This is a genomic window from Planctellipticum variicoloris (assembly GCF_030622045.1).
GTDB lineage: Bacteria > Planctomycetota > Planctomycetia > Planctomycetales > Planctomycetaceae > Planctellipticum > Planctellipticum variicoloris.
In genome coordinates this window covers 3,709,090-3,733,259 of record NZ_CP130886.1, presented here as the reverse complement: position 1 = coordinate 3,733,259, position 24,170 = coordinate 3,709,090, and the positions used below count along the sequence as shown (strand labels likewise).

Genomic DNA, 24,170 nt, shown 5'->3' with positions numbered 1-24,170 from the left:
GTCTGACAAGGGGTGGAGAACATGGCGGCACGGCGGATTCTGCCGGGATTTCGACTGAGCGTGAGCTGGACGGTGCTGTATCTGGCGGCGCTGGTCCTCGTACCGCTCGCAGCGTGCGTTCTGAAGGCGAGTTCGCTGACGGCGGCGGAGTTCTTCCGGGCGGTCTGGACCGACCGGGCGCAGGCGGCCTACTGGCTGACGCTCCGCACGTCGCTGGCGGCCTCGGTCATCGACTGCTGGCTGGGGCTGCTGCTGGCCTGGGTGCTGGTGCGGTACGAGTTCCCGCTGAAGTCGGTCTTCGACGCCTTGGTCGATCTCCCCTTCGCCCTGCCGACGGCCGTGGCGGGGCTGGTCTACTCGAATCTGTACGTCGAAAAAGGTTGGCTGGGGCAGTTTCTGGTCCCGCTGGGGATCAAGGGGGCCTACTCCGAGCTGGCGATCGTGCTGGTGCTGTCGTTCATCGGCCTGCCGTTCGTCGTCCGGACGGTGCAACCGGTCCTCGAAAGCCTGGATGCCGAGGTCGAAGACGCCGCGGCGTGCCTCGGGGCTTCGCGCTGGTTCACCTTTCGCCGGGTGATTCTGCCGCCGCTCTATCCGGCTTTGTTGACGGGCTTCGCGCTGACGTTCGCGCGGGCGCTGGGGGAGTACGGGTCGGTGGTCTTCGTCTCGGGCAACATGCCCTTCAAGACCGAGATCGCTCCGGTGCTGATCGTCTCCCGGCTCGAAGAATTCGCCTACGCCGAAGCGACGGCGATCGCCGTGGTGCTGCTGGTGGCGTCGTTCGCGATGCTGGCCGTGATCAACTTGCTGGAACGGAGGGTGTCGCGCTATGGCGCTTAAACCGGGCGGGCTGGTCGCAGCGGCGGGGCACGCCACCGGCCGGCGGTCTCAGGAAGATCCGTGGTGGCTCCGCTGGACGCTGATCGCGCTGGCGATCGGCACGCTGGGGCTGCTGGTGGTGATCCCCGTGGCCAATGTGTTTTACGAGGCCTTCGCCGCGGGGGCCGGGACTTACTGGAAGAACCTGACCGCCGACAAAGACACGCGGCACGCCATCTGGTTGACGCTGCTGGTCGCTCCGGCCGCTGTGGTGATGAATGTGATCTTCGGCCTGGCGGCGGCCTGGGCGATCGCGCGGTTCCGCTTCGCGGGACGGACGCTGCTGACGACGCTGATCGATCTGCCGTTTGCGATTTCGCCGATCGTGGCGGGGCTGATGTTCATGCTGCTGTTCGGCCGCCAGGGCTATCTCGGTCCGTGGCTGAAGGATCACGGCATTCAGCTCATCTTCTCGCTGCCGGGGCTGATTCTTGTCACGGCTTTTGTGACGCTGCCCTTCGTGGCGCGGGAATTGATCCCCGTCATGGAGGCCCAGGGATCCGACGAAGAAGTCGCGGCGATCAGTCTGGGGGCCAACGGCTGGCAGATGTTCTGGCGAGTGACGCTCCCCAACATCAAGTGGGGCCTGTTCTACGGCATCATCCTCTGCAACGCGCGGGCGATGGGAGAATTCGGTGCGGTGTACGTAGTCTCCGGGCACATCGCCGGTCAGACCGACACCATGCCGCTGCGGGTCGAAAAACTGTTCCAGGAATACAACAACCCGGGATCGTACGCGGTCGCATCGCTGCTGACGTTGCTGGCGCTGGCCACGCTGACATTCAAACTCGTGCTGGAACGCCTGGCCCGCCAGGATCTGGCCAGCCGGGCCGACGAACAGGCCGCGGCCGAAGAGGAGTCCGTATGAGTATCGCCGTCCGAAATCTGAATAAGACCTACGGTTCCTTCACCGCGCTGAGCGACGTCAGCCTGGACGTTCCCGGCGGCGAACTGCTGGCGCTGCTGGGGCCTTCCGGATCGGGCAAGACGACGCTGCTGCGGATCATTGCCGGCCTGGAAACCGCCGACAGCGGCACGATCGGCTATGCCGACGAAGACGTGACGCATGCGGCGGCGCGCGATCGGCAGGTGGGGTTCGTGTTCCAGCACTACGCGCTGTTCCGGCACATGTCGGTTTTCGAGAACGTCGCGTTCGGGATGCGGGTCCGCAAGAAGCCCAAGGACGCGATCGGCAAGCGGGTGCGGGAACTGCTGCACCTGGTCCGCCTGGAAGGCCTCGAACAGCGATACCCGTCGCAGCTATCGGGGGGGCAGCGGCAGCGCGTGGCCCTGGCGCGGGCGCTGGCGGTCGAACCCCGTGTTCTGCTGCTGGACGAGCCGTTCGGCGCCCTCGACGCCAAGGTCCGCCAGGAGCTCCGGCAATGGCTGCGGCAGCTCCACGATGAGATCCATCTGACGACGGTGTTTGTGACTCACGATCAGGAGGAGGCGTTCGAAGTCGCCGACCGCGTGGTCGTGATGCGCGGCGGCCGGATTGAACAGGCCGGCACGCCGCAGGAAGTCTTCGACCATCCCGCCACGCCGTTCGTGATGGATTTTCTCGGAAACGTAAACGTGTTCCACGGTCGCGTCGAAAACGGCATGGCGCTGATGGGCCGGCTGCAGATCGCCTGCCCGGAATACCCGCAAGTGGGCAGCCGGAATGCGACGGCCTACGTCCGTCCGCACGAACTCGATCTCCACCGCCTGCCTGCCGGCACGAACTCGCTGGAGGTCAAGATTCAGCAGATCAACCCGGCCGGCTCAGTTGCCAAGCTGAGGGTCTGGTCGGAGGAGTTCGGCATCGCCCTCAACGTCGACCTCAATCAGGAGCGCTACAGCGATCTCCGACCGTCGATCGGCGAAACGGTGTATGTTTCGCCGCGGCGAATGCGGGTTTTCATGCCCGAGGACTTTGTGATCTGAGCTTCGAAAGCCCTGAACCGGCCGCGGGTTGCGTTCAATGCCGACGTTTCGTTACAACGCATGTTGAGAACGATCTCCAACCGGCTTGATGGGCAATCGGCGATGAAGCTGTCGCGAAAATCGGATTATGCACTGCGGGCTCTGTTTACGCTGGTCGAACGACGGGGGGAAGGGCCGATTTCCATTCGGGAGTTGGCCGAGCTGAACGATGTGCCGCGGCGGTTCCTCGAACAGATCATGCTCGAATTGAAGTCCGTCGGCATCGTCCGGAGCATTCCGGGACGGATCGGCGGGTTCGAACTCGGTCGCCCGCCCGAACAGATTACGATGGGGCAGGTGGTCCGGCACTTCGACGGCCAGCTCGCGCCGATTGCCTGTGTCTCCAGCACGCACTACGAAGCCTGTTCCCAGGAAGGGCACTGCCGCTTCCGCCGCGTGCTGCTCGACATCCGCAACTACACCGCCCGCCGGATGGACGAAGCCACGCTGGCGATCGTCTACGCCACGGCCCCGGTGACCCGCAAAGAAGTCTTCGACGTCGCGTTCACGGGCGGGGATGGGATCTGAAGCGCCGGCCTCGACGCCCCGCGCAAAAACCTGGAGCGTCCTGCCCCGCAACTCGAAACCCCACAGCACTCCTCGTTCCCAGGCTCCGCCTGGGCTGCGCGAAATCGTCAATTGTTGGCGGTCCCGGTTGATCCGGCTTTTGTTCCTGGAAGGACGGGGAGGGCCTGGCGGCGCTGGGCTGTCAGCGACTTGCCTAAGTGGTCGTCGATCCACGCGAGCAGGTCGCGATGCCGCACGGCGTTCAGGGCTTCGCAGATCTTTTCCTCGCTGATCCGCACGACCGACGCGGCCATCCCCAGAATCAGTTTCGTAAAGCCGCCGCGGCTGTGCTGGCCCTGCAAACGCTTGCCCTTGCCGATCAGCGATTCCAGCACTTCGCTGCTGGCCGGCAGACTCTGTCCGGGGAGCACGCCGCTCGACTGCTCGCTCACGAACTCCACCAGCCGCGCCGCCGCACGCTCACCGGCAGGCGTTCGGGCCACCGTCTCCAGTTGCCGGCGCAGCGTCTCGCCGGCGGCGGCGTGGTAGCCCGCCACGCGCAGGAACTCCAGCATGTGGTCCTTGACCGCCTGCAAGTCGTTCCAGTCCACGAGCGCCTCCCGGAAGTCGCGGATCCAGCCGAACTTCTCCTCGAGCCGCGTCAGGTCGAGACCCGCGGGACGTTCGGCCGCGGGCGTGTCGATCAGCCGCAGCATGCGGGCGCCCCAGCCGATCAGCGGCCCCAAGTTCAAGTAACGCCCTTTGACTTTCTGCGTGGGGGGAGCAAGGTGTCCGAGTTCCGTCTGCTTCACCCGTGGCTGCGTCTGCCCGCAGTGTTTGACGAACGCGATCCACCGCGGATCGGCGAGCAGTTCGTGCTTGAGCACGATCGCCGTCTTGTGGGCGATGTCGTGCAGCACCTGCGTCGTCGGGTGCTGTTCGCGGAAACGCTGAGCGCCGCCGAGAAGATCCGAACCCTCGTCGCTGAGGATGGCGGCCGGCACGCCGACCAGCCCGGCCGCAGCCGCGAGCTGCCGCTGGACGATCTCGCCGCTGGATTTTTCGACCGGCTGCAGCGCCAGCAGCGTCAGATCCTGGTGCGTCAGCGGCGCCGTCAGCGCTTTCCACGCCGACAATCGCAGCCCCGCGATGACCAGACACTTCCGCGACCCCAGTTGCAGCGTGTGGTCGACGAGGAACACCCAGTCGGCGGCGAATTCCTTGGGCCGCCGCAACTCGTGCAGTCCCAGCCGCAGCAGCCACGCTTCCGCAGTATTGGCCGCAGGAGCCCCCCGGAACTGGGGCAGGCTGTCCCGCAGCAGTTCGACCACCGCCCGGCAGCCGCGAAAGCTGACCGCTCCGGCCAGACAGAACTGCAACGTCAGGCCGATGGCCGCTGCCGAATACGCATGATGGGCCGGTCGGACGGCGTCCGGGAGGGGGCCAGGGGCTGCGTCGGCGACCCGGTCAGCGCCCGGATTTTAAGGCGGCGATCTCACGTTCCAGGTCCGCCGCGCGGCGTTCGGCCGCGGCGGCCCGCGTGCGCCACATCGCGCGGCTCTTCTCGACGGCGCGGGTCTGGTTCTGCAGGAGCTTGCAGGTTCGCTTCCACTGGCCGGACTTCGCCTTCCACCGATTGCGACTCCGCTCGAAGAACCGCACCAACTTGCCCGCCGGCGACGAATACCGGGCGACGGCTGTTTCGCTGGTTTCGCAGGTCATGACGTTCCTCCTTGAACAAAAAGCCCAGTGGAACAAAAACGCGACGATTCGCCGAGGCCAATTGCCCCTGAAAACGACGGATTTCGCGCAGCCCAGGCTCCGCCTGGGAACGCCTCTTCAGACGCTCCGCGTCCTCTTCGTCTTCCGGCTTCTCCACACGCACCACCTCTTCGCCCTCTCCTCCCCATCCACCATCCACGACCCACCAACCACTTCTTATGTGAATTCCGCGCAACAAACTCGCTATTTATGACGGGGACATAGGAGCATGCGCGTCGGCAGTCCGCTGCCGGCGTTCCGGACGATTCCCGTCAAACCGGGCCTGATCAGGGCCCAGCGACGGACCGTTCGCAAGAACGGTCCGAGGGGCGCACCCCGTGTGCGCACAGCCTCGACGTCGAGCTTTTCCCGTTCACCCGGCCGCAAAACCGGCGAACCTGATCAACGTGACTGAGCCGCCGGGACTTCCACCGGCGCAACATCACCGCCAGACGGACTCCGGCGGGACGGCCGTAAGAAAGCCGGCCCGCCGGAGCCGATCGCGGTACGTACGGCGGACGTCCTCGTCCGCCGCGTAGGGCAGGCTCCCGCCCAATCTCGTTCGGCACGCTTTTTGCGCAGGCCGATTGAGATTGTAGTCTTTCTCCCTGCGGAGGGAGTGGCGATGGCGGAGAAGGGGCTGACGGAGGAGGAGCGGCGGGAGCTGATTGGTCCTTTGGCCGGGACCGTCCTGCTGCGGCGCATCTTTCCGCTGCTGCAACGATTGGCTCCCTGCGGGACAGAACGCGACACCGCTCGCAACCGGCAGCTGTTCTACAGCCAGTATGCCGCGCTCCTCCTGATCGGCTTCTTCAACCCCGTTCTCAAGTCCGCCCGGGCGCTCGTCGCAGCCTCGGGACTGAAAAAGGTCCAACAGCTCGCCGGCGGGCAAAAGGTCTCGGCCGGGGCCTTCTCCGAGGCCTCGTCCGTCTTCGATCCCTCGCTCCTGGAAGGACTCGTTCACGAACTCCGCCGCCAGTTCGCCCGGCATCAGTTCCGCGTGAGCCGCAGCGGTCGGCTGGGACGCCTTCCCAACCCGATCGTCGAACGTCTCGTCGCCGTCGACGGGACCGTGCTGTCGGCCTTGCCGCAGATCGCCGCCCGGCTGGGACGCGGTTCTCAAGGCCAGTGGCGGCTGCACACCCAGCTTCGCATTCACGACCAGAGGGTCGTGGCCTCGACCCTCACCGAGGAGCCGGCCAAAGGGCCGCACTCCGAGCGCGCCGTCACGCTCCAGCAGATCCAGGCCCGCGAACCGCAACCCGCCGGTGCGCCGGGAGACCTTTATATTCTGGACCGGGGCTATCGCTCGGCCGTGGTGTTCAACGAACTGGTCGAAGCCCGCTGCGACTACGTCTGCCGGCTCAATCGCGGGGACGGTCGCGTGGTCGAGGGACCGGTCAACGACGCGAACGGTCATGCGGTTCAACTCCCCGCGCTCACCGAAGCCGATCGCGCCGCGGGGGTCGTGGCGGATGAACTGATCGCGCTGGGCGGCGGCAGCGGAGCCAGTCCCGCAAGAACCAATCACGTCGTGCGGCGGATCACCGTCGAGCCAGTGCCCGGTCGACCAAGTTCGGCAAGGCAGGGGCGGCTTCGCAGCGACCAGACCGGGCGGGAAGGCCTGATCCTGGCCACGACGCTGCTGGATCTCCCGGCCGAACAGGTGGTGCTAATCTATGAATGCCGGTGGCAGATCGAGCTGTTCTTCCGGTTTCTGAAGCAGGTGCTGGGCTGCCAGCAACTGCTCTCGGCGAAGACGCGGGGCGTGGAGATCCAGCTCTACTGTTCGCTGCTCGCCGGGCTGCTCCTGGCCCTGGCGACGGGAGGCAACCTGTCGCGTCGAGCGTATGAAATGGTCTGTCTCTACATGACCGGCTGGGCCGACGACGAAGAACTCCTCGCCGCCTTCCCCCAGCCGCCATAGATTATGCAAGCACCGTGCCGAACGAGATTGGGTGAATGCCTGCCGAATTGCGGCATCCACGGCAGCGTGACACTGCCTTCGCCAGAGTCTTCTCCCGATCCCCCCCCGCAGCCGGATCGACCCCAAGCTCCACCGGCATTCCCTCGTTCCCAGGCTCCGCCCGGGAATGCCTCTTCAGACGCTCCGCGTCCTCTTCTCCTCACTCGCCACGCACCACTCCTCACTCACCACCTCTCCAACTCCCCAAGTGGCCGTCCGAGGGCTCGGGCAAGTCGTGTGGCTGCCAAATTATGCAAAGATCTCCCGGACCACATGGCCGGCAACGTCCGTCAGGCGGAAGTCGCGGCCGGCATAGTTGTACGTGAGCTGCTCGTGGTCCAGGCCCATCAGCGCCAGCAGCGTGGCGTGCAGGTCGGTCGTGTGCATCCGGCCTTCCACCGCGTGCGTGCCGAATTCGTCCGTCGCTCCGTACGAGTAGCCCGGCTTGACACCCGCCCCTGCGAGCCACATCGGATAGCCGGTGATGTTGTGATCGCGGCCGTCCACTCCCTGTGCCGTCGGCAGCCGGCCGAACTCGCTGCCAAACAGGACCAGCGTCTCGTCCAGCAGACCGCGCTGTTCGAGGTCGGCCAGCAGGGCCGCCGTCGGCTGATCGGTCGCGGCTGAGTTCGCGATGAGCCCCTTGTGCAGATTGTTGTGGTGATCCCAGCCGGGCTGACGGATCTCGACGAAGCGGACCCCCGCCTCGCTCAGCCGGCGGGCCATCAGGCACTGCCGGGCAAAGCTCCCCGCCGGTCCCGGTTTGACGCCATAGGCCTCCAGGACTCCCTGCGGTTCCGTGGAGATATCGAGCAGCTCGGGGACTTTGTCCTGCATGCGGAAGGCAAGCTCGTACGACTGGATCACGCCGTCCAGCTCGGTCGGCGCCGCCGGGCTGGCCTGCAGGCCGCGATTGAGATCCTGCAGCAGATCGAGCTGCTTGCGCTGCAGCGAAGCGGCGGTGCTGGGGTTCAGATTCGGGAGCTGACCGAGATCGCTGATCTTCGTCCCCTGGTAGTGGGCCGGCAGGAACGCGCTGCCGTAGTTGATCGCCCCGCCGAAGTTGGGCGACGGGTTCACGGAGATGTAACCCGGCAGATCCTGATTCTCGGTCCCCAGCCCATACAGCAGCCACGCTCCGAGGGACGGCCGGACCAGCGAGGCGTTTGCCGCCCCGGTATGGAGCTGAATCACCGCCTGCGGATGGGCCGGCGTGTCGGTGTGCAGGCCGCGGATGAAGCAGAGCTTGTCGACCTGCTTAGCGACATGCGGATACAACTCCGAGACCCACGCGCCGGTCTCGCCATGCTGCTGGAACTGGAACTTCGAAGCGACCAGTTTTCCGCCGCCAGGACCGGTCTTGCCGTCGCTGGCCTGCAGCGTTGGCTTGTGTTCGAAGGTGTCGACGTGCGACATCGCTCCTTCCATGAACAGGAAGATGATCCGCTTGGCTTTGGCGGGAAACTGTTGCGGCCGGGGGGCCAGCGGGCCGGCGTTGGGACGCGCCCCGGCGCTGGCGGACTTCGCCTGCAGGCCCAGCAGTCCCGAGAGGGCGAGGAAGCCGAAGCCCGCGCTGGAGGTCTGCAGAGCCTGGCGACGCGAAACAAGGCGATCGAAAGCCGTCGGTGCAAATGACATGGTCAGACTCTTTCTGAGTGAAAGCCGGCGAGCGCGGCCGGCGGAATGGGGAGCGTTCTACTGGAGATAGCGGAACTCGGCGGAACCAAACAGGACCTGCACCAGACCGGCCCAGGCGGCCTGTCGAGCGTCGCGGGGGCGAGGTACGTCATCGGCAATCGCGGCCGACGTCTGTTCGACGTCGTCGGGATTCGCCACCGCGGCTGCGCCGCCGTTGGCCGCGGGCGCGGCCGCCAAAGCTTCGGGAGCCGAGGCGTCGGCGGGGGCGGACTCTGCGTTCGTTTCGACTGCGGCCAGAACTTCCCCCGCGGCCTCCTGATAGTCCCCCAGAAAGAAGCGGGCCCGACTCAGCTCGGATGCCGTCGCCGGTCGGCCGAGGATCGTCCGAAACGCCTGTTGCACCCGCCGGTCGTCGTCGAGCGACGCATCCGCCAGCAGCGTGTCCGCCAGCGAGAACGACTGCCGCAGCACGAACGGATCGTTGAGCAGATACAGGGCCTGCGGAGCCACCGTGGTCGTATCCCGCCGGCCCGTGACCATCCCCTGTTCGGCGAAGTCAAAGACTTCCAGCGAGCCCGGAACCAGCGTCCGCAGCAGCGGCAGGTAAATACTCCGCGAGCGGCTAGCCTTGGCGAACGACAGGATACCGGCGGCCTCGGGGCCGTTGTTCCGCAGTTCAATCACTTTCAACTCGCGAGATGGAGACTTCTCCGGGCGGGAGGGGTCGAGCTGGCCCGCCGCGGCGAGCATCCCGTCGCGAATTTCCTCGGCATCCAGCCGCCGGGGAGCATGTCGCCAGAGCAGGCGATTCTGCGGATCGACGGCCAGGTGCGCGTCGGTGGACTGAGCACTGAGCTGATAGGTGCGGGTCAGCAGCAGCCGCCGCACCAGACGCTTGGTCGACCAGCCGTCACGGACGAATTCCGCAGCGAGGTAATCGAGCAGTTCCGGATGGGACGGCGTATCGCCGGTGACGCCGAAGTTATCGACGGTGCTCACCAGACCGGCCCCGAACACGTGCTGCCAGATGCGGTTGACGATGACCCGCGAAGCCAGCGGGTTCTCCGGGCTGGCGATCCATTGAGCCAGCTCCAGCCGGCCGCTCTGGGCCGGGTTGATCGGCGCGGCATTCGGAACATGCACGGCCGTCAGAAAGCCGCGCGGCACGACCGGGCCCAGTTTCTCGGCCTCGCCGCGAACCCGGATCTCGGTATCGCCGACCGACTTGGCATCGCGTACGCCGTGGGCCACGTTCCCCCGGGCGGCCGGATCGGTGAGGGCATTCAGTTCGGCCTGCTTGCGGTTCATTTTCTGGCGGAGCTGCTGCTGCTTCGGCCGGCCGTTGGGTCCCGGGGCCAGGCCTTCCGGCGTCCCCTGGATTTTCTGAAAGTCCTTGCGGGCCGCTTCGAACTCGCCCTTGGCCTTGGCGATCTGGGCTTCCAGTTCGGGGCCGGCGGTCGTGGCTTCGCCGCCGAGCGTGACCAGCTGCGAGGTGTCATAGTAGTCGAGGCCGCCGCCCCCCATCTTGTTCCGCAGGCCCGAGCAGTTGTCGGTGCTGTGGAAGATGCCGGCGAGGGCGTAGTAGTCGGTCGCGGGGACCGGATCGAACTTGTGATCGTGGCAGCGGGCGCAGCTCACGGTCAGGCCCAGCGCGGCCCGCGTGACGGTATCGATCTGCTCATCGATGTTGTCCATGAGGAAGCGGACCTTGAATCGCTGATTGACGTCCTTGACCCCCAGCGCCAGGAAGCCGGTCGCGATCAGTTGCTCGTCCCGCTGCGCCGGTGCATCGGCGGGCAACAGGTCGCCGGCGATCTGCTCGCGGAGAAACTGGTCGTACGGCTTGTCCTTGTTGAATGCGTCGATGACGTAGTCGCGATACCGCCAGGCATGCGGGTAGGGGAGGTTGCGGGCCGAGCCGGTCGATTCGCCGAAGCGGGCCACGTCGAGCCAGTGCCGGCCCCAGCGTTCCCCGAAGGCAGGCGACGCCAGCAGGCGATCCACCACCGTTTCGAACGCCTGCGGGGAATCGTCCGCAACAAAGGCGTCGACCTCGGCGGGCGTCGGCAGCAGTCCGGTCAGATCGGCGGTCACCCGTCGCAACAGCGCCGCCTTGTCGGCATCGGAGACGGGCGACAGTTTTTCCCGTTCCAGTCGGGCCAGCACGAAACGGTCGAGGTCATCCCGCGGCCAGGCCGCATCGGCCACGGGCGGAACCGCAGCCTGCGTCAGCGGCTGGAAAGCCCAGTGCTCTTTGCGAAGCTTGTCGTAGTCGGCGTTCCAGCCCCCCTGGCCGTCGGAAAGCTTGACGGGCGGCCAGACGGCGCCTTCCACAATCCAGCGTTCGAGGTCGGCGATCTGCTCATCAGTCAGCCGGTTGTCCGGCGGCATCTTGAGCTTCTCGTCGGTGTGCCGGACGGCCTTGAGAATTACGCTCTTGTCCAGATCCCCCACGACAACGGCCGCCCCCCGATTGCCCCCCTGCAGCAATCCGTTGCGGTCATCGACCCGCAGCCCCCCGGCCGCCTTGTTGTCGGCTGAATGGCAGTTGTAGCAGTTTTCCGCCAGCAGCGGCCGGATCTTCTTCTCGAAGAACTCCAGCTTCGCCGGATCGGGAGCGGTAGCCTCGGCGGCGAGCAGCGACGACGAAGCAGCAATCGTGAGCGCCGCGAGGTACTGCGGCAGGAGTTGGCGTTTGAAAGACATGAGCGTGGCTTTCACATCGGGGACGGCAGGGGTCTGCCGGCGAAGTTCATGTTGAAATACGAAATCCAAAGTGTTCCAGGCGTTTCCGAGCGGCAATACCACACGAAGGACCTGGGATTCTTTGCACGGCTAACGCCGCCTGGTCGCCTTCTCGGCAATTTCCTGATCGAGGCGGATCTCGAAGTCGTGCGAGTTGGAACCGCTGGCGACTTCCACGCGGATCTCTGAGTTCCTGTTGTACTTGGCGGGAATCTTGAACGGCGGACGGGCATCGTCGGAGCCGGGGTCGTAGTCAAAGTCGAGTCGCACAACGTGCTTGCCGAGCATTGCGCCTCGGCGATCCCGCGAGAACTGCAGCGTGTACCGGCCGTCGCCGTCGGTGTAGCCGATCGACGGCGAACCGTTTTCTTCCGGCTGGAACTCGACCATCACGAAGGGCGTCGGCTCGCCATTCACCGTCACAACCCCGGAAACGGTCGCCAGTTTCGGCCCGGACTGGCCGCAACCGACGAGACTGCTGAGAACGAACAGAGCGACGAGCCTCGGTGCGGCGTAGCGAGAAAGTAATGGCATGAACGACACCTTACGTTGGTTCGCAACTGACGGATTCGGAAGGACGGATGATGTCGCGAACACTTGTCCGCGAGCCGCTGTGATCAGGCGTGGTTTAGTATTCACCGAGCACGCTCCCGTCATTCCGCATCCCCAGTCGCTGATAGGTCCCTTTCATCGTTCTCGGATCCCCAGCCGTCGCCAGGCTGTTGTCGAAGTGAATGCTGTCGCTGATGAACTGCACCCGGCCGTCGCCGAACAAGAAGTGCGCCCCACCGACGTGGTTGCTGTGGAAGGCCCGCGGGCTGTTGTTGCCCGGCAGGTTGATCTTCCAGTTCGTAATGCCGAGGTGCTGCCGCAGTCCGACATCGCCATTGCCCGTGTAGTTGCGGGTTCCGATCCAGATGGCGCTCAGGTTGTCCCAGTTCCGTTCTCCGACCAGAAACGTGTTGCTGGCGCCGTCTGTGATATCGCCAATCCGCACCTTGCTGCCTGGCCAGAAGACTCCAAACGGATCTTGCTGATTCAGGATCCACTCGTTGGCGTGAGTCCAGCGGGTGCCGTGCACGCCGACGTAATTCGAGGTGGCGACCGCCGTATCGCCAAAGATGGCATTGGTGAACCCTCGCTGATTGTTCAACTCGGGGGCGGTATCGGACGGGCAGACGTATGCCGTGATGCGCGTCTGCGCGAGCGGCCGCAACGGCGCCTGCTGCATCAGCCGGGCCAGTTCCAGGCCGTTGACGTTCAACTGGTTGAACAGCGGGGCCTGATCGATCTGCGGAAGAATAAACGTCGCCCAGCCGTAGCCGGCGGCTCGATTGGCCGTCGTCAGGTTCACTGCATACGGCGCCGTCGGCGACAGACTCGACAGCGCATTCCCCGGCGGCAGGACGTTGTAAACATCGTGATAGTTGTGCAACGCCAGGCCGATCTGCTTGAGATTGTTCCGGCACTGCGTTCGCCGAGCCGCCTCGCGAGCCTGCTGGACAGCGGGGAGCAGCAGTGCGATCAGAATCGCGATGATCGCGATCACGACCAGCAGTTCGATGAGGGTGAAGCCGCGGCTGCGATCGACGCGGAGCGACCATTTGCTATACATGTAAGCGTTCCTTCTCAAATTTCGGTATGCGAGCGGAGTGCTGCAGGGAATCCTCGGCAGGCGTCGTCACTCCCAGACGTGCAGTCCGCGGATTGACCTCGGCGGTCGAGAGGCGTTCTTCCTCAATCCAACGCCGCTAACGTCGTCGCAAACGGTTGTCGTCCTCGGCGACAAGTGCGGTGCCTGCTGCCAGTTCGAGGTCGATCTGATTGTCGCCGGACTTGACGACCTGCTCGAATTGAACTTGAACATTGGCCTTGTAGCCCTCCGGCAGTTTGGGAGTGACCATCAGGCCGGTGTTCTTATCCTCGACCTGGATCTCATCACGCTTTGCCGTTCGAACGAGAACATCGTGGCGGCCCACAGGAGCCCCATTGCGCGTCTGCGAAAACCGTAATGAGTAGTTCCCATTCTCGTCTGCGTATGCCGCGCCATAGGTTCCCGGTGGATCAACCGGCGTGAATTGCACATACGCAAACGGAATGGCAACGCCGTTCTGAATCACCTTGCCGTGCACGGTTCCCAGCTCAGGACCACGGCTGCAACCCGTTGACACGAGTGTCGCCAAAACAAAGCTGAGAGCCAGCGTGAACTTCATTGACCGCATAGTAGTGATTTCCTTTCAGACCAGTATCTGCTTCAACGGTTGGCTCTCTGCCCCATTCCAAGGCGCGGAGATCGCTCGACTTAGTACTCGCCAATCACGAGTCCGTCGTTGCGGCGTCCCAGTCGCTGAAAGATTCCCAGATTGTTGTTGGGCGACTGCTGAGCGGGCTGCACGTTGTTGAACTGGATGTTCTCGCTGAGGAACTGCACGCGACCGTCGCCAAACAGAAAATGCGCTCCGCCGGTGTGCCGACTGCTGAAAGCCCGCGAGACTGCAGGGTTGCCGTTCGGCTGTAGGAGCGGATCGTTAATCTTGACGTCCAGGATGGCGAGGTTCTGTCGCGACCCCCAGATGCCGGTCCCGACGTAGTTCCGCTGGCCCACCCAGTTGGCGGCCCAGCCGAGTTGCCAGTCCCGTTCGCCGATCACAAACGTGTTAGAAAGCCCGTCGGTGTAGTCGCGGAAGTTGATCTTGCTGTCGCCCCAGAACGAACCGAACGGGTCCTTACCTGCAACAACCCACTCCTCGGGGGTGGACCACCGGGAACCGGAGACAGCCACATAGTTGGAGGTCCCCAGATGCACCGGCAGACCATTGAAGAACGCGCTGTACGGGGCGTCCCACTCTCGCTTGGAATTCTGATCCGGCGCGGTATCAGACGGGCAGCGGTAAAACGGGAAACTCTTCTTAGGGAGCTCCTGCACTGCAGGATTCGCGGTATTGCGCAGCAGGGTGTCGAGGTCGACGCCGTTCGACTGCATCGCCTGAAACATCGTCGCCTGCTCCAGTTGCGGCAGTATAAAAGTCCCCCAGCCATACGACCCGAGTGCTGCAATGTTCTGATTGCCCGACTTGTGGACCACACCGGGCGGCAGTGTGTTGTACGTGTCGTGATAGTTATGAAGCGCCAGCCCGATCTGCTTCAAGTTGTTCCGGCACTGCGTTCGCCGGGCCGCTTCGCGGGCTTGCTGCACGGCCGGCAGAAGAAGCGAGATCAGAATGGCAATGATTGCAATCACTACGAGCAGCTCGATAAGGGTGAAGCCGCGGCTGCGAAGCGGCTTGTAGGAGGTAGGGGCGTTGATCGACGGAGACACTTGAGGCACGGGGGAAAGCTGATAAGCGGCAACTTGAGTCCGCGGTACAGGAGCATCGAGATAGACTGGGCCTAGCGGCCTGGACCGCAATGTCTGCGGCTCTTCGACCCGCAGGCCGTCGATGACCGTTTCGACGCCCGGAATATTGAGCGCCGCATGAAATCCGGCGGAGCGGGCGTCGGCCGACGCGACCGATCCCAGCAGCACCACGACGCCGCGGCGAGAACTGACCGAAACATGCCGGAAGCGAATCGGATCGGCAGACAGGAGACCGCTCAATACACGGCGTTCGAGCTGCTGATCTTCCGGAAGGTGACGCAAACTGCGAATGGCAACCATGATGCTAAAGCTCCAGCACAGGGCGCACGGCGACCGCGGCCGCAACGTGTGCGCAGGAATTTGAAGAAGCTGCACCGACCGCCAACGACAACGCGAGGATCAGATGACGATCCTCAGGCGGGCAGGCCGGGCAAGACGCGGATGAGGCAACCGACGCGGTCCGTCAACAACAACGGGCGACAGTGACGGCGGCACAGTTCCGCAGGCTGGCCGGACAACACAGAGTGTCCGCGGCAGTGCTGGAATGGATGCGGGGAGCGGGGCCGGGCTCAACGGCGAGAACCGGAGCGGCTTCAAGAGCGGCCAGAGCGAAACGTGTGACAGACATGGCGAGACCTTCCTGGGGTCTCTGCAGCCTCCGGACGACCAGTCAGCGTGCAGCGTTTCAGCAACAGACAGGCGGGGTCCAGTCCCCTCGCCATAACGATCACCAATTTGGTGATGGATTTATTATCGGAGCATCAGACAGAAATGTCAATCGATTTTATCGGATTTTCTGGCGCGACGAGTTCGTCTTGGCGCAACTCGCCGCACTGCAATCACTTGCAAAACAAAAAAGGGCTCCGCCAATCTGGCGGAGCCCCTGTCGATACCACTCTTTGCCGCAGCAACGCAGCCAATCAATCCCTTAGCAGCAACCACAGCAAACCGGAGTGCCACTGAAGCAGACGCAGCAATTGCACCCGGCCGCCAGGCACTGAGCCAGGCATTCGCAACACGCCTGAACCATCTGACAACAGGCCTCGTCGCCCGAGCAGCAGGTGATGCAGACGCCATCTGGCGTGCACTCGCACGTGCAATGGCACATCGCGAAATTGCACTGACAGACGCAGATTCCATTCATCAGGCAGTTCACGGAGCAGAGGCCGTCGCAGAGCGATTTGCAGAGATTCTGCAACGTGGCGCAAGCCAGCTCGTCATCGCAGACGCAGTGCAGCTTTGCGCCGCCGGCGCACTTTTCGACGCGAATCGTGCAGCGGGGCACCATCAGCGTATTGCCGGTCGTGGCTGCAGGGCTCGCCGCCGCTGACATTCCCGGCAGACACGCGGTTCCGACAGATCGCTCCAGCATCATCATTCCAGCCATCCCAGGACTCCTTTTCGGGGGCGGCGGCCCAGTCGGCGCGGACATTCCGCGTCGCGTGCCGCCGGTTGATCCGGACCTCCGCCGGGGAGGGGTCGGTACAGGATCGAATGCGAGAGAGGGCCGCCCGTGGACGGGTCGGAGCAAGAGAGTCGCCGAGCACTCTAAGCGAGTGCAAACCGCGGCTCAAGAGGGATTTGTGTGGAATTCGCGGATTGCGACGGCGTTTCGCGGATGGGCTGTGTCGGGACTCGGGAGTCCGTTTGTAACGGCGGGCGGTTTGCGTCGTCTGGGAAAATTTCGGATTCGTCTCGTCTGATTGGTTTGACAGTCTCCGGCTCGACGATAGAATATTCACGACTGGATTGGTGATGTATTTGGAGTGCCAGTCGAACCATTCTGTTTCCGTCTGAGGTGTTCAAGATGTCGCGCAACCGGATTTCGTCGATTCCAACCCGTCTTCGCGTTTCGAAGCCGCAGGTTGACTGTCGATGTCCGGCCGGCTTTACACTGGTGAACGTTGGCGGGCAGGGCGTCTCCGCGGCGTTTCAGACGGTCTACCAAGCCGCCTATGACGAGGCCCGGCGAGACCTTTCGCAGCGTGCACTGCTCGAAACCTGGAACTGGCGCAACAACTGATCTCCGCCGGCGGTGAGTTCAGGCACGAGAAAACGGTCCGGGAGAATGCTCTCCCGGACCGTTTTTGTTGTTTCTCCGCGACGAGTCACGACCAACGATCCCGGCGGGCCTGGCCGAGACCGCGTTTCCAATGCAAATTACTCTTGCTCCGCTTTCAGACGGCGACGATCGGTCCGGTCGATCTGCACCACGCGACCGTCCTGAACGACAACGGTGACTGTGCCGTAGCGCACGCCGCGGAGCGCTTCCGCGAGCGCTGCGAGTACGGTCTCAGTCAATGGGCCTGTGCGTAACTTCGACTGGTCCATGGAAGCAGGCTGATCCATCACACGTCTCCGACGTCATTCGGGTCGAAAGGAGTTGGCAGCGACGACGGAAACGTCGGCTCGGGGTCCCTGTAACCGTCGAACAACGCCGTCGACAGATATCGCTCCCCGGCATCGGGCAGAACGGTCACGACGGTTTTGCCAGCCAATTGCGGTCTGGCGGCCACGCGCAGCGCCACGGCCATCGCGGCGCCGCAACTGATGCCGCACGAAATCCCTTCGTACTGGGCGAGTCGACGGGCCGTGTCGAATGCCTCCTCGTCCGTGACCAGCAGGACTTCGTCGATGATGGAACGATCGAGAATGGCCGGGATGAATCCAGCGCCGATTCCCTGAATCTTATGCCGGCCAGGTTCGCCTCCCGACAGGACCGGGCTCGTGGCGGGCTCGACCGCGACGATATGCACGTCTGCGCCGCGATCCCGTTTGAGAAACTGTCCGACGCCGGTAATCGTTCCGCCGGTGCCCACTCCCGCGACGAACACGTCGAGCTTTCCTGCGGTTTCGGCCCAGAGCTCCGGCCCGGTTGTCCGGAAGTGGATCTGCGGATTGGCGGGGTTTTCGAACTGGCGGGGCATGAACCAGCCCGGCTGCATTGCGAGTTTTTCCGCCTTCTGAATTGCGCCGCGCATGCCGTCGGCGCCGGGCGTCAGGACGACGTGCGCTCCATACGAGCGAAGCATCGCCCGGCGTTCGATGGACATGGTTTCCGGCATGGTCAGCGTGAGGGAGTAACCACGGGCGGCGCAGGCGAAAGCCAGGGCGATTCCGGTGTTGCCGCTGGTCGCCTCGACAATGTGTCCGCCGGGTTGAAGGCTGCCGTCGGCCTCGGCCTGCCAGATCATGGCAGCGCCGATCCGGCATTTGACGCTGTAAGCGGGATTGCGGCCCTCGATTTTGGCGAGGACGGTCGCAGAGAGTTCAGCGGCGAGGCGATTGATGCGGACCAGCGGCGTGCGGCCGATGGAATGGAGATTGTCCTCGAAAATCCCCATGAGTTCAGGCTCCCGTGGAACGCCGGAGCCGCATGCTCCGGGATTTCTGCGATTGGCGAGGTCGTCATTCTTCCGCGAGGAATCGTATCGGAAGTCGGTCATCGTTCGCAATAGTATAAACGACAAAAAAGGTGATAGTTTGCGGTCGTCGGCACTTTCGCGTTGAAGCCGCGTGCAGAGCGGCCAGGTTGACGCAGCCCAGTCCGCCCGCAAACCGGAAACGCTCCGCATCCCGCTCGACACGAAGGCCAAGGTGAGGATCGGCGAGCTTTCGCGCGGTGGTCTGGCGCGCGGCGCTGCCGCCGTACAGGCCGCCGATCATGACGTGCCCCCCCGCCGACGCTGGCCTCGCTCCGGCCGGGATTCTGGAAGTGCCGGCGCAGCAGATGGACATCGCCTTCGGCACGTCCCGCGATACGAGTGACGTCAGCGCCGACGCGCTGGAGTGGCGGCGGACCAGCCGGCGCGACGGCCAAGGCCATGTGAGTCGCCTGCAAATCGATCTGGACAACGGTCTCGAAATCGCCAGTTTCTGCGCAATTTATGAAACGGCTGGTGGAATTTCCCGACCGTCACGACCTGACCGTCGAACTGGCGGACTCCCCGCCCTATCACAGCAAGTACAACACCCGTGGAGCGTTGCTGGGGAGTTCTGGAGAATCACTGGAACGGTACTCTGTTGAATACCGTGGAAGCCGCCGTGGCGTGAGCCAAAACCATGACCTGGCGCGGCGTGAAGCCGCTCGTGCATGGCCTCGGCCGGGTCTGCAACACCGGAGTGACCATCGGCAGAGCCGCCTTTCGGCCGATCGCCGACAGACTGCGACGCTCGCCAGCGCTGCCAAAATGGAGCCTCACCATCCACCTCCAGAGGAGGTAGAGTATTTCCCGCGGGCTGCCTCAGCGGCAAAGCGCTGACCACCTGCCGCAAGCTCGGCAAGGTCTACAGCTCGCCGATCGCCGTTGGCGACCGGATCTATCTCTTCGAGGACTCCGGCGCCTGCACGGTCATCGCCGCCGGCTCCGATTTCCAGGAACTCGCCCGTAACGAACTTGGCGAGATCGTTCAGACGACGCCGGCTGTGTCCGTCGGACAACTGTTCATCCGCGGCGATTCGCACCTGTTCTGCGTGGGCCAGCCGCCGGCGACGACAAAGAACATCCGGTGACGACGACACGTGCGGGACGGAGCGACGTGAAGAAAAGCGTCGGGACCGGCGGTCGATGGCGCGCCGCGATTCGTTTCTCCGCGGCGCTGAAATCCTCGTTGACCGGGGTCGGGCGTTCTGAGGCGGCAGTCTCCTGACGAACACGCCGATTTTGCGTTTGGAGAAATCCGTTGCCGGCGGGTGGCTGGGGGCGAGTCTTCGAGCCCCCAGAATTGAAGCCAGTTTGCATTCGCTGGAGGCGGTCGCAGACGCCCGACCCCAGCCACCCACTCTCCGCTGAGCCTGCGTTCCTTCCCGACGAGTGTCCCCGCGGGGGCGTGGCAACTTCCCTCTGTTGAATCTGTCGCCGAGCGAACACCTCCGCTCGCCCTACTTTTCTTACGGAACGACGAACGCCGTCCGTGTGCAGGCTGGATATAATGACAGGGTTGTCCTCGCCAGATGTCCGGGGACTGATCCGAGCATTCTTCCAGCAGGTCCACGGAAGCAGGCCTTGCCACTCGCGTCTTTTCATCCGCTGATCCAGAGCTGGTTTGCCAGTCGGTATGGCGAGCCCACCGTCACTCAACGGCAGGGCTGGCCCGAGATCCGCCTGCAGCGCGATACCCTCATTGCCGCCCCGACCGGGACCGGCAAGACGTTGACGGCGTTCCTGGCGAGTCTGGATCGGCTGCTGCGCCTGGCGTTGGCGGGGGAACTCGAAGACCGGACGTATGTCGTATACGTCTCGCCGTTGCGGGCGTTGTCCAATGATATTCAGCGAAATCTGCAGGAGCCGCTCGCTGAGATCCTGCGGCTGGCTCAGGAGACGTATCCGGAGTGTCCCGCCATTCGGGCGTTTGTGCGGACCGGGGATACGCCGCCCAGAGAACGTCAGCAGATGGTTCGCAAGCCGCCGCAGATTCTCGTTACGACGCCGGAATCGCTGTATTTGATTCTGACCGGCAACAAGAGCCGGGAGATGCTCCGGTCCGTGGAGACGGTCATCGTCGACGAGATCCACGCCGTCGCCCGGGACAAGCGGGGAAGCCATCTGGCTCTGTCGCTGGAACGACTGGAGGCATTGTGCGAGCGGCGACCAGTTCGGATCGGGCTGAGCGCTACTCAGAAACCGCTCGACGAGTTGGCTCAATACCTGTCCGGGAGCGGGCGACCGCGGACATCGGTCGTCGATATCGGCCACCTGCGGGATCTCGATCTGGGAGTGGAAACGCCCGCCAGCGATCTGCAGGCGGTCTGCAGCCACGAACAATGGGCGGAGGTCTACGAGCATCTGGTGCAGTTGATCGAGTCGCACCGCAGTACGCTGATCTTCGTCAATACCCGGAAGATGGCCGAGCGGGTCGCCCATCAACTGACCGAACGCCTGGGGGAAGATCACGTCCTTTCCCATCACGGCAGCCTGGCCCACAGCAGTCGGCAGCAGGTCGAGCAGCGGTTGAAGGACGGGAGCCTGAAGGCGGTTGTCGCGACGGCGTCGCTGGAACTGGGGATCGATGTGGGGCACATCGATCTGGTCTGCCAGGTGGGGAGCCCGCGGTCGATCGCCACGTTTCTGCAGCGGATCGGCCGGGCCGGGCACTCATTGCGGGCGGTTCCCAAAGGACGGCTGTTCGCGCTGACGCGGGATGAGCTCGTGGAATGCGCGGCCTTGATCCACGCGGTGCGGAACGGCCGGCTGGATCGTGTGGAGATTCCCGTCGCGCCGCTCGATATTCTCGCCCAGCAGATTGTGGCCGCTGTCGCGTGCGAAGACTGGGATGAAGAGGGCCTGTACCAGATGGTGCGGCAGGCGTATCCCTATCGGGACCTGCCGCGGACCGATTTTGACGCCGTCCTGGAGATGCTCGGCGAAGGGATCTCGCCGCAGCGGAGTCGCTGGGGAGCGTACCTGCATCGGGACCGCGTGAACGGTCGCTTGCGCGCCCGTAAGAGCGCCCGGTTGACGGCGATTACCTGCGGCGGAGCGATTCCGGAGATCGCCAGTTTCCGCGTGGTGACGGACGACGAAAACCGGACGACGGTCGGCACTCTCGACGAAGATTTTGCGATTGAAAGCAACGCCGGCGACATCTTTCTCCTGGGGAACAATTCCTGGCGGATTCGGTACGTGCGGGGCGGTGATGTCGTCGTCTCTGACGCTCATGGAGCGCCCCCCAGCATTCCGTTCTGGCTGGGAGAGGCCCCTGGGCGGACCTTTGAACTTTCCGCGGAAGTCGGCGTGCTCCGCGAGGAAATTCAGGCGCTGCTGGCAGACCGGACAGAGCGTGCAACGGCGTGCGATCGACTGATGACCGAATGCCGGCTGACGGAGCCCGCGGCTCAGCAGTTGCTGACGTACGTCGACGCCCAGCAGGCGGCGACGGGAATGGTTCCCACGCAACGAAAAATCCTGTTCGAGCGATTCTTCGATGAATCGGGCGGGATGCAACTGGTCCTGCACGCGCCGTTCGGGACGCGAATCAACCGGGCGTGGGGGCTGGCGATGCGCAAGCGGTTCTGCCGGTCGTTCGACTTCGAACTTCAGGCGGCCGCCGGAGACAACGGCATCGTCCTCTCACTGGGAGAACAGCACAGTTTTCCGCTCGAGCAGATGTTCAATCTGGTGCCTTCGCGCGTTGCCCGAGATGTCCTGGTGCAGGCGTTTCTGGCGGTGCCGTTCTTCAAGAACCGGTGGCGCTGGAACGTGACGCGGGCTTTGCAGCTCAAGCGGGCGATGCACGGAAAACGAGTGCCGCCCCACCTGCAACGGATGCGATCCGACGATCTGTTGTCCGCGGTGTTTCCCGCCCAGACCGCCTGCCAGGAACATGTCGTCGGGGACATCGAAGTGCCCGATCATCCTCTCGTCCGGCAGACGGTCGATGACTGCTTGCAGGAGGCCTCCGATCTGGCGGGGTTGATGACGGTTCTGCAGGATTTGGAAGCGGGGAGAATCGAAGTCGTCGGGCTCGATTCGCGCGAGCCGTCGCCGTTCTCGCACGAGCTCCTCAATGCGCAGCCCTACGCGTTCCTGGACGACGCCCCGCTGGAGGAACGTCGGGCCAGGGCCGTCGCAATGCGAAGAACGTTGCAGGTCGAAGCCCTCCGCGACCTGGCCCGACTCGATCCCGACGCCATTGCCCAGGTGAAGTCCGAAGCCTGGCCGCTGGTCCGGGACGCGGATGAGCTCCACGATGTCCTGCTGTCGCAAGGGGGGATCTTCGATCCGGATCGGTCCGAATGGCGGAAGTGGTTCAACGAGTTGCGTGACGCCGGTCGCGCGACGGTCGTGACCAGCGCCGCCCGATCCCAGCACGAACCGCGCAGCCGGACCCTCTGGGCGGCGACCGAGCGGATGCCGCTCATCCGGACGGTCTGGCCCGATGCCGAAACTCGCCCGGACGTCAACGTCCCTCCAGGAGTCCGCATCGACTGGTCGCGGGAAGAGGCGATCGTCAATCTCGTCCGGGGGCAGATGGAGTCCCTGGGACCGACGACGATCACCGCGTTGCGCCATCTTGTCGGGCTGTCTCCCGCCGAAATCGAAATCGCCCTGATCACGCTGGAAACGCAGGGGGCGGTGTTGCGAGGACGGTTCTGTGGAGCCGGCGAGCTGGAGTGGTGCGACCGCCGGTTGCTGTCGCGCATTCACCGGTTTACGCTCGAAGGGCTGCGACGCCAGATCGCTCCGGTTCCACCGGAGCAGTTTCTGCAGTTTCTGTTGCGGCACCATTGCATCCATCCATCGCTGAAGCTCCGCGAACAGGGGGGCCTTCTGACGGCGCTGCGCCAGTTGGAAGGATTTGAAGCCCCCGCCGGCCACTGGGAAAGATTCCTGTTGCCGGCGCGGATGGAATCGTTCAGCACGAGCTGGCTCGACAACGTCACCTTTTTCGGCCAGGCCATGTGGGGTCGGTTGCGTCCGCTGCCAGTTCAGGGAGCGATGGAGGGATCGACGAGCGGTCGGCCGATGAAATCGCTGACTCGCTCGACTCCCATCACTCTGATGCTGCGCGAGGATCTGCCCTGGTTGCTTCCCCCTGCGCCGGAACAGACCACGCTTCAGCTTACGGGACTCGGGAGCAATGCCCAAGCCGCTTACGAAGCCTTCGTCCGCTACGGAGCCTTGTTCCCGGCACAACTGGGAACGTTTCTGCAACTGCTCCCCAGCCAGGTGGAAGATGTTCTCGGCGAACTGGCCGCGGCGGGACTGGTGACCAGCGACGGCTTCCCGGCGCTGCGATCGCTCCTCGCCACCGACAATGAGCGCAAGTTGAAACGATCGCGTCTGCGCAGCGCCCGCTATGCCCGAGCCGGGCTGTCCGATCCGTCCGCAGGGCGGTGGACGCTGCTGCGGTCTCCACTGCTTCCGCAAGTCGAAGAGACGGAACGGACGGAAAACTGGTGCCGGCTCCTGCTCCGTCGATACGGCGTCATGTTCCGCGATCTCCTGGCGAACGAATCGGCGGCTCCTTCATGGCCGGAACTGGTCCGCACGTATCGTCGACTGGAGGCTCGTGGCGAAATCCGCGGCGGCCGGTTCGTTTCCGGCGTCTCCGGAGAACAGTACGCGTTGCCGGAAGTGATTGCTCCTCTCCGATCCGCGGGAGATGACAGCGATCAGCCGATCGTCCTTTCCGCGACAGATCCGTTGAACCTGACCGGGCGGATTGGCGGCACGCCGCGGGTCCCGGCTTCGCCAGGGTATTCGGTGCGGATTGTCTCTGGACGGCTGGAACGAGAAGACTTGCCCGTCGAGGCGGAAATGATCGCGTCGTGATTGCGTCGCGTCGAAACCGCCTGCGATGACTTCGCGCCGGACTGAAATTCCTCGTCTGGCAGCGAGGGACCCCGGC

General features: G+C 64.2%; 19 protein-coding genes. 7 read left to right on the top strand and 12 right to left on the bottom strand.

Annotated features, from left to right (window positions below):
- Positions 1–21 precede the first annotated feature (21 nt).
- From cysT to SH412_RS14470, 4 genes are all read left to right on the top strand, one after another.
- Positions 22–840, top strand: a complete 819-nt coding sequence (gene cysT / locus SH412_RS14485) for a sulfate ABC transporter permease subunit CysT (protein ID WP_336518722.1) — start codon at positions 22–24, stop codon at positions 838–840.
- A complete protein-coding gene (gene cysW, locus SH412_RS14480) occupies positions 830–1,747 on the top strand; it encodes a sulfate ABC transporter permease subunit CysW (protein WP_336518721.1) in 918 nt (305 codons plus the stop codon). The genes cysT and cysW overlap by 11 nt, the downstream gene beginning before the upstream one ends.
- Positions 1,744–2,805: a sulfate/molybdate ABC transporter ATP-binding protein gene (locus tag SH412_RS14475; protein ID WP_336518720.1), complete on the top strand. Its 1,062-nt coding sequence runs from the start codon at positions 1,744–1,746 to the stop codon at positions 2,803–2,805. Before cysW ends, SH412_RS14475 begins: the two co-directional genes overlap by 4 nt.
- A gap of 102 nt (positions 2,806–2,907) precedes the next feature.
- Positions 2,908–3,372 (top strand): RrF2 family transcriptional regulator, encoded by a 465-nt coding sequence (locus SH412_RS14470; RefSeq protein ID WP_336518719.1) that lies wholly within the window; start codon positions 2,908–2,910, stop codon positions 3,370–3,372.
- A gap of 107 nt (positions 3,373–3,479) precedes the next feature.
- Here the strand turns inward: SH412_RS14470 and SH412_RS14465 are convergent, their stop codons facing one another.
- Positions 3,480–4,730 carry a hypothetical protein gene (locus SH412_RS14465; RefSeq protein WP_336518718.1) on the bottom strand — a complete coding sequence of 417 codons (1,251 nt, stop codon included), beginning with the start codon at positions 4,728–4,730 and terminating at the stop codon, positions 3,480–3,482.
- An 88-nt stretch (positions 4,731–4,818) separates the two neighbouring features.
- Positions 4,819–5,073, bottom strand: coding sequence for a hypothetical protein (locus SH412_RS14460; protein WP_336518717.1), 255 nt, complete (start codon positions 5,071–5,073; stop codon positions 4,819–4,821).
- 664 nt (positions 5,074–5,737) lie between these two features.
- Between SH412_RS14460 and SH412_RS14455 the strand changes: the two genes are divergently transcribed.
- Entirely contained in the window at positions 5,738–7,039 is a 1,302-nt protein-coding gene (locus tag SH412_RS14455; protein ID WP_419555790.1) for an IS4 family transposase, read from the top strand.
- A 288-nt stretch (positions 7,040–7,327) separates the two neighbouring features.
- Here the strand turns inward: SH412_RS14455 and SH412_RS14450 are convergent, their stop codons facing one another.
- The 7 genes from SH412_RS14450 to SH412_RS14420 all read right to left on the bottom strand — a co-directional run bounded on the left by SH412_RS14450 (position 7,328) and on the right by SH412_RS14420 (position 16,206).
- Positions 7,328–8,716 (bottom strand): DUF1501 domain-containing protein, encoded by a 1,389-nt coding sequence (locus SH412_RS14450; protein WP_336518715.1) that lies wholly within the window; start codon positions 8,714–8,716, stop codon positions 7,328–7,330.
- 57 nt (positions 8,717–8,773) lie between these two features.
- Positions 8,774–11,422: a PSD1 and planctomycete cytochrome C domain-containing protein gene (locus tag SH412_RS14445; protein ID WP_336518714.1), complete on the bottom strand. Its 2,649-nt coding sequence runs from the start codon at positions 11,420–11,422 to the stop codon at positions 8,774–8,776.
- A gap of 129 nt (positions 11,423–11,551) precedes the next feature.
- Positions 11,552–11,995, bottom strand: coding sequence for a lipoprotein (locus SH412_RS14440; protein WP_336518713.1), 444 nt, complete (start codon positions 11,993–11,995; stop codon positions 11,552–11,554).
- Between the two features lie 94 nt (positions 11,996–12,089).
- Positions 12,090–13,076 (bottom strand): DUF1559 domain-containing protein, encoded by a 987-nt coding sequence (locus SH412_RS14435; protein WP_336518712.1) that lies wholly within the window; start codon positions 13,074–13,076, stop codon positions 12,090–12,092.
- Between the two features lie 136 nt (positions 13,077–13,212).
- A complete protein-coding gene (locus SH412_RS14430) occupies positions 13,213–13,683 on the bottom strand; it encodes a hypothetical protein (protein ID WP_336518711.1) in 471 nt (156 codons plus the stop codon).
- 80 nt (positions 13,684–13,763) lie between these two features.
- Positions 13,764–15,119 (bottom strand): DUF1559 family PulG-like putative transporter, encoded by a 1,356-nt coding sequence (locus SH412_RS14425; protein ID WP_336518710.1) that lies wholly within the window; start codon positions 15,117–15,119, stop codon positions 13,764–13,766.
- Positions 15,120–15,747: 628 nt separating this feature from the next.
- Positions 15,748–16,206, bottom strand: a complete 459-nt coding sequence (locus tag SH412_RS14420; protein WP_336518709.1) for a hypothetical protein — start codon at positions 16,204–16,206, stop codon at positions 15,748–15,750.
- A gap of 420 nt (positions 16,207–16,626) precedes the next feature.
- On the opposite strand from SH412_RS14420, the gene SH412_RS14415 reads away from it, so the two are divergent.
- Positions 16,627–16,842, top strand: a complete 216-nt coding sequence (locus SH412_RS14415) for a hypothetical protein (protein WP_336518708.1) — start codon at positions 16,627–16,629, stop codon at positions 16,840–16,842.
- A 137-nt stretch (positions 16,843–16,979) separates the two neighbouring features.
- Here the strand turns inward: SH412_RS14415 and SH412_RS14410 are convergent, their stop codons facing one another.
- The 3 genes from SH412_RS14410 to SH412_RS14400 form a co-directional block, all read right to left on the bottom strand.
- A complete protein-coding gene (locus SH412_RS14410; RefSeq protein ID WP_336518707.1) occupies positions 16,980–17,168 on the bottom strand; it encodes a YezD family protein in 189 nt (62 codons plus the stop codon).
- On the bottom strand, positions 17,168–18,163 hold the full coding sequence (gene cysK / locus SH412_RS14405) for a cysteine synthase A (RefSeq protein WP_336518706.1): 996 nt from the start codon (positions 18,161–18,163) through the stop codon (positions 17,168–17,170). The genes SH412_RS14410 and cysK overlap by 1 nt, the downstream gene beginning before the upstream one ends.
- 64 nt (positions 18,164–18,227) lie before the next feature.
- Positions 18,228–18,485: a hypothetical protein gene (locus SH412_RS14400; protein WP_336518705.1), complete on the bottom strand. Its 258-nt coding sequence runs from the start codon at positions 18,483–18,485 to the stop codon at positions 18,228–18,230.
- Between the two features lie 1,340 nt (positions 18,486–19,825).
- Here SH412_RS14400 and SH412_RS14395 point away from each other — a divergent pair.
- Positions 19,826–24,094: a DEAD/DEAH box helicase gene (locus SH412_RS14395; protein WP_336518704.1), complete on the top strand. Its 4,269-nt coding sequence runs from the start codon at positions 19,826–19,828 to the stop codon at positions 24,092–24,094.
- Positions 24,095–24,170 lie beyond the last annotated feature (76 nt).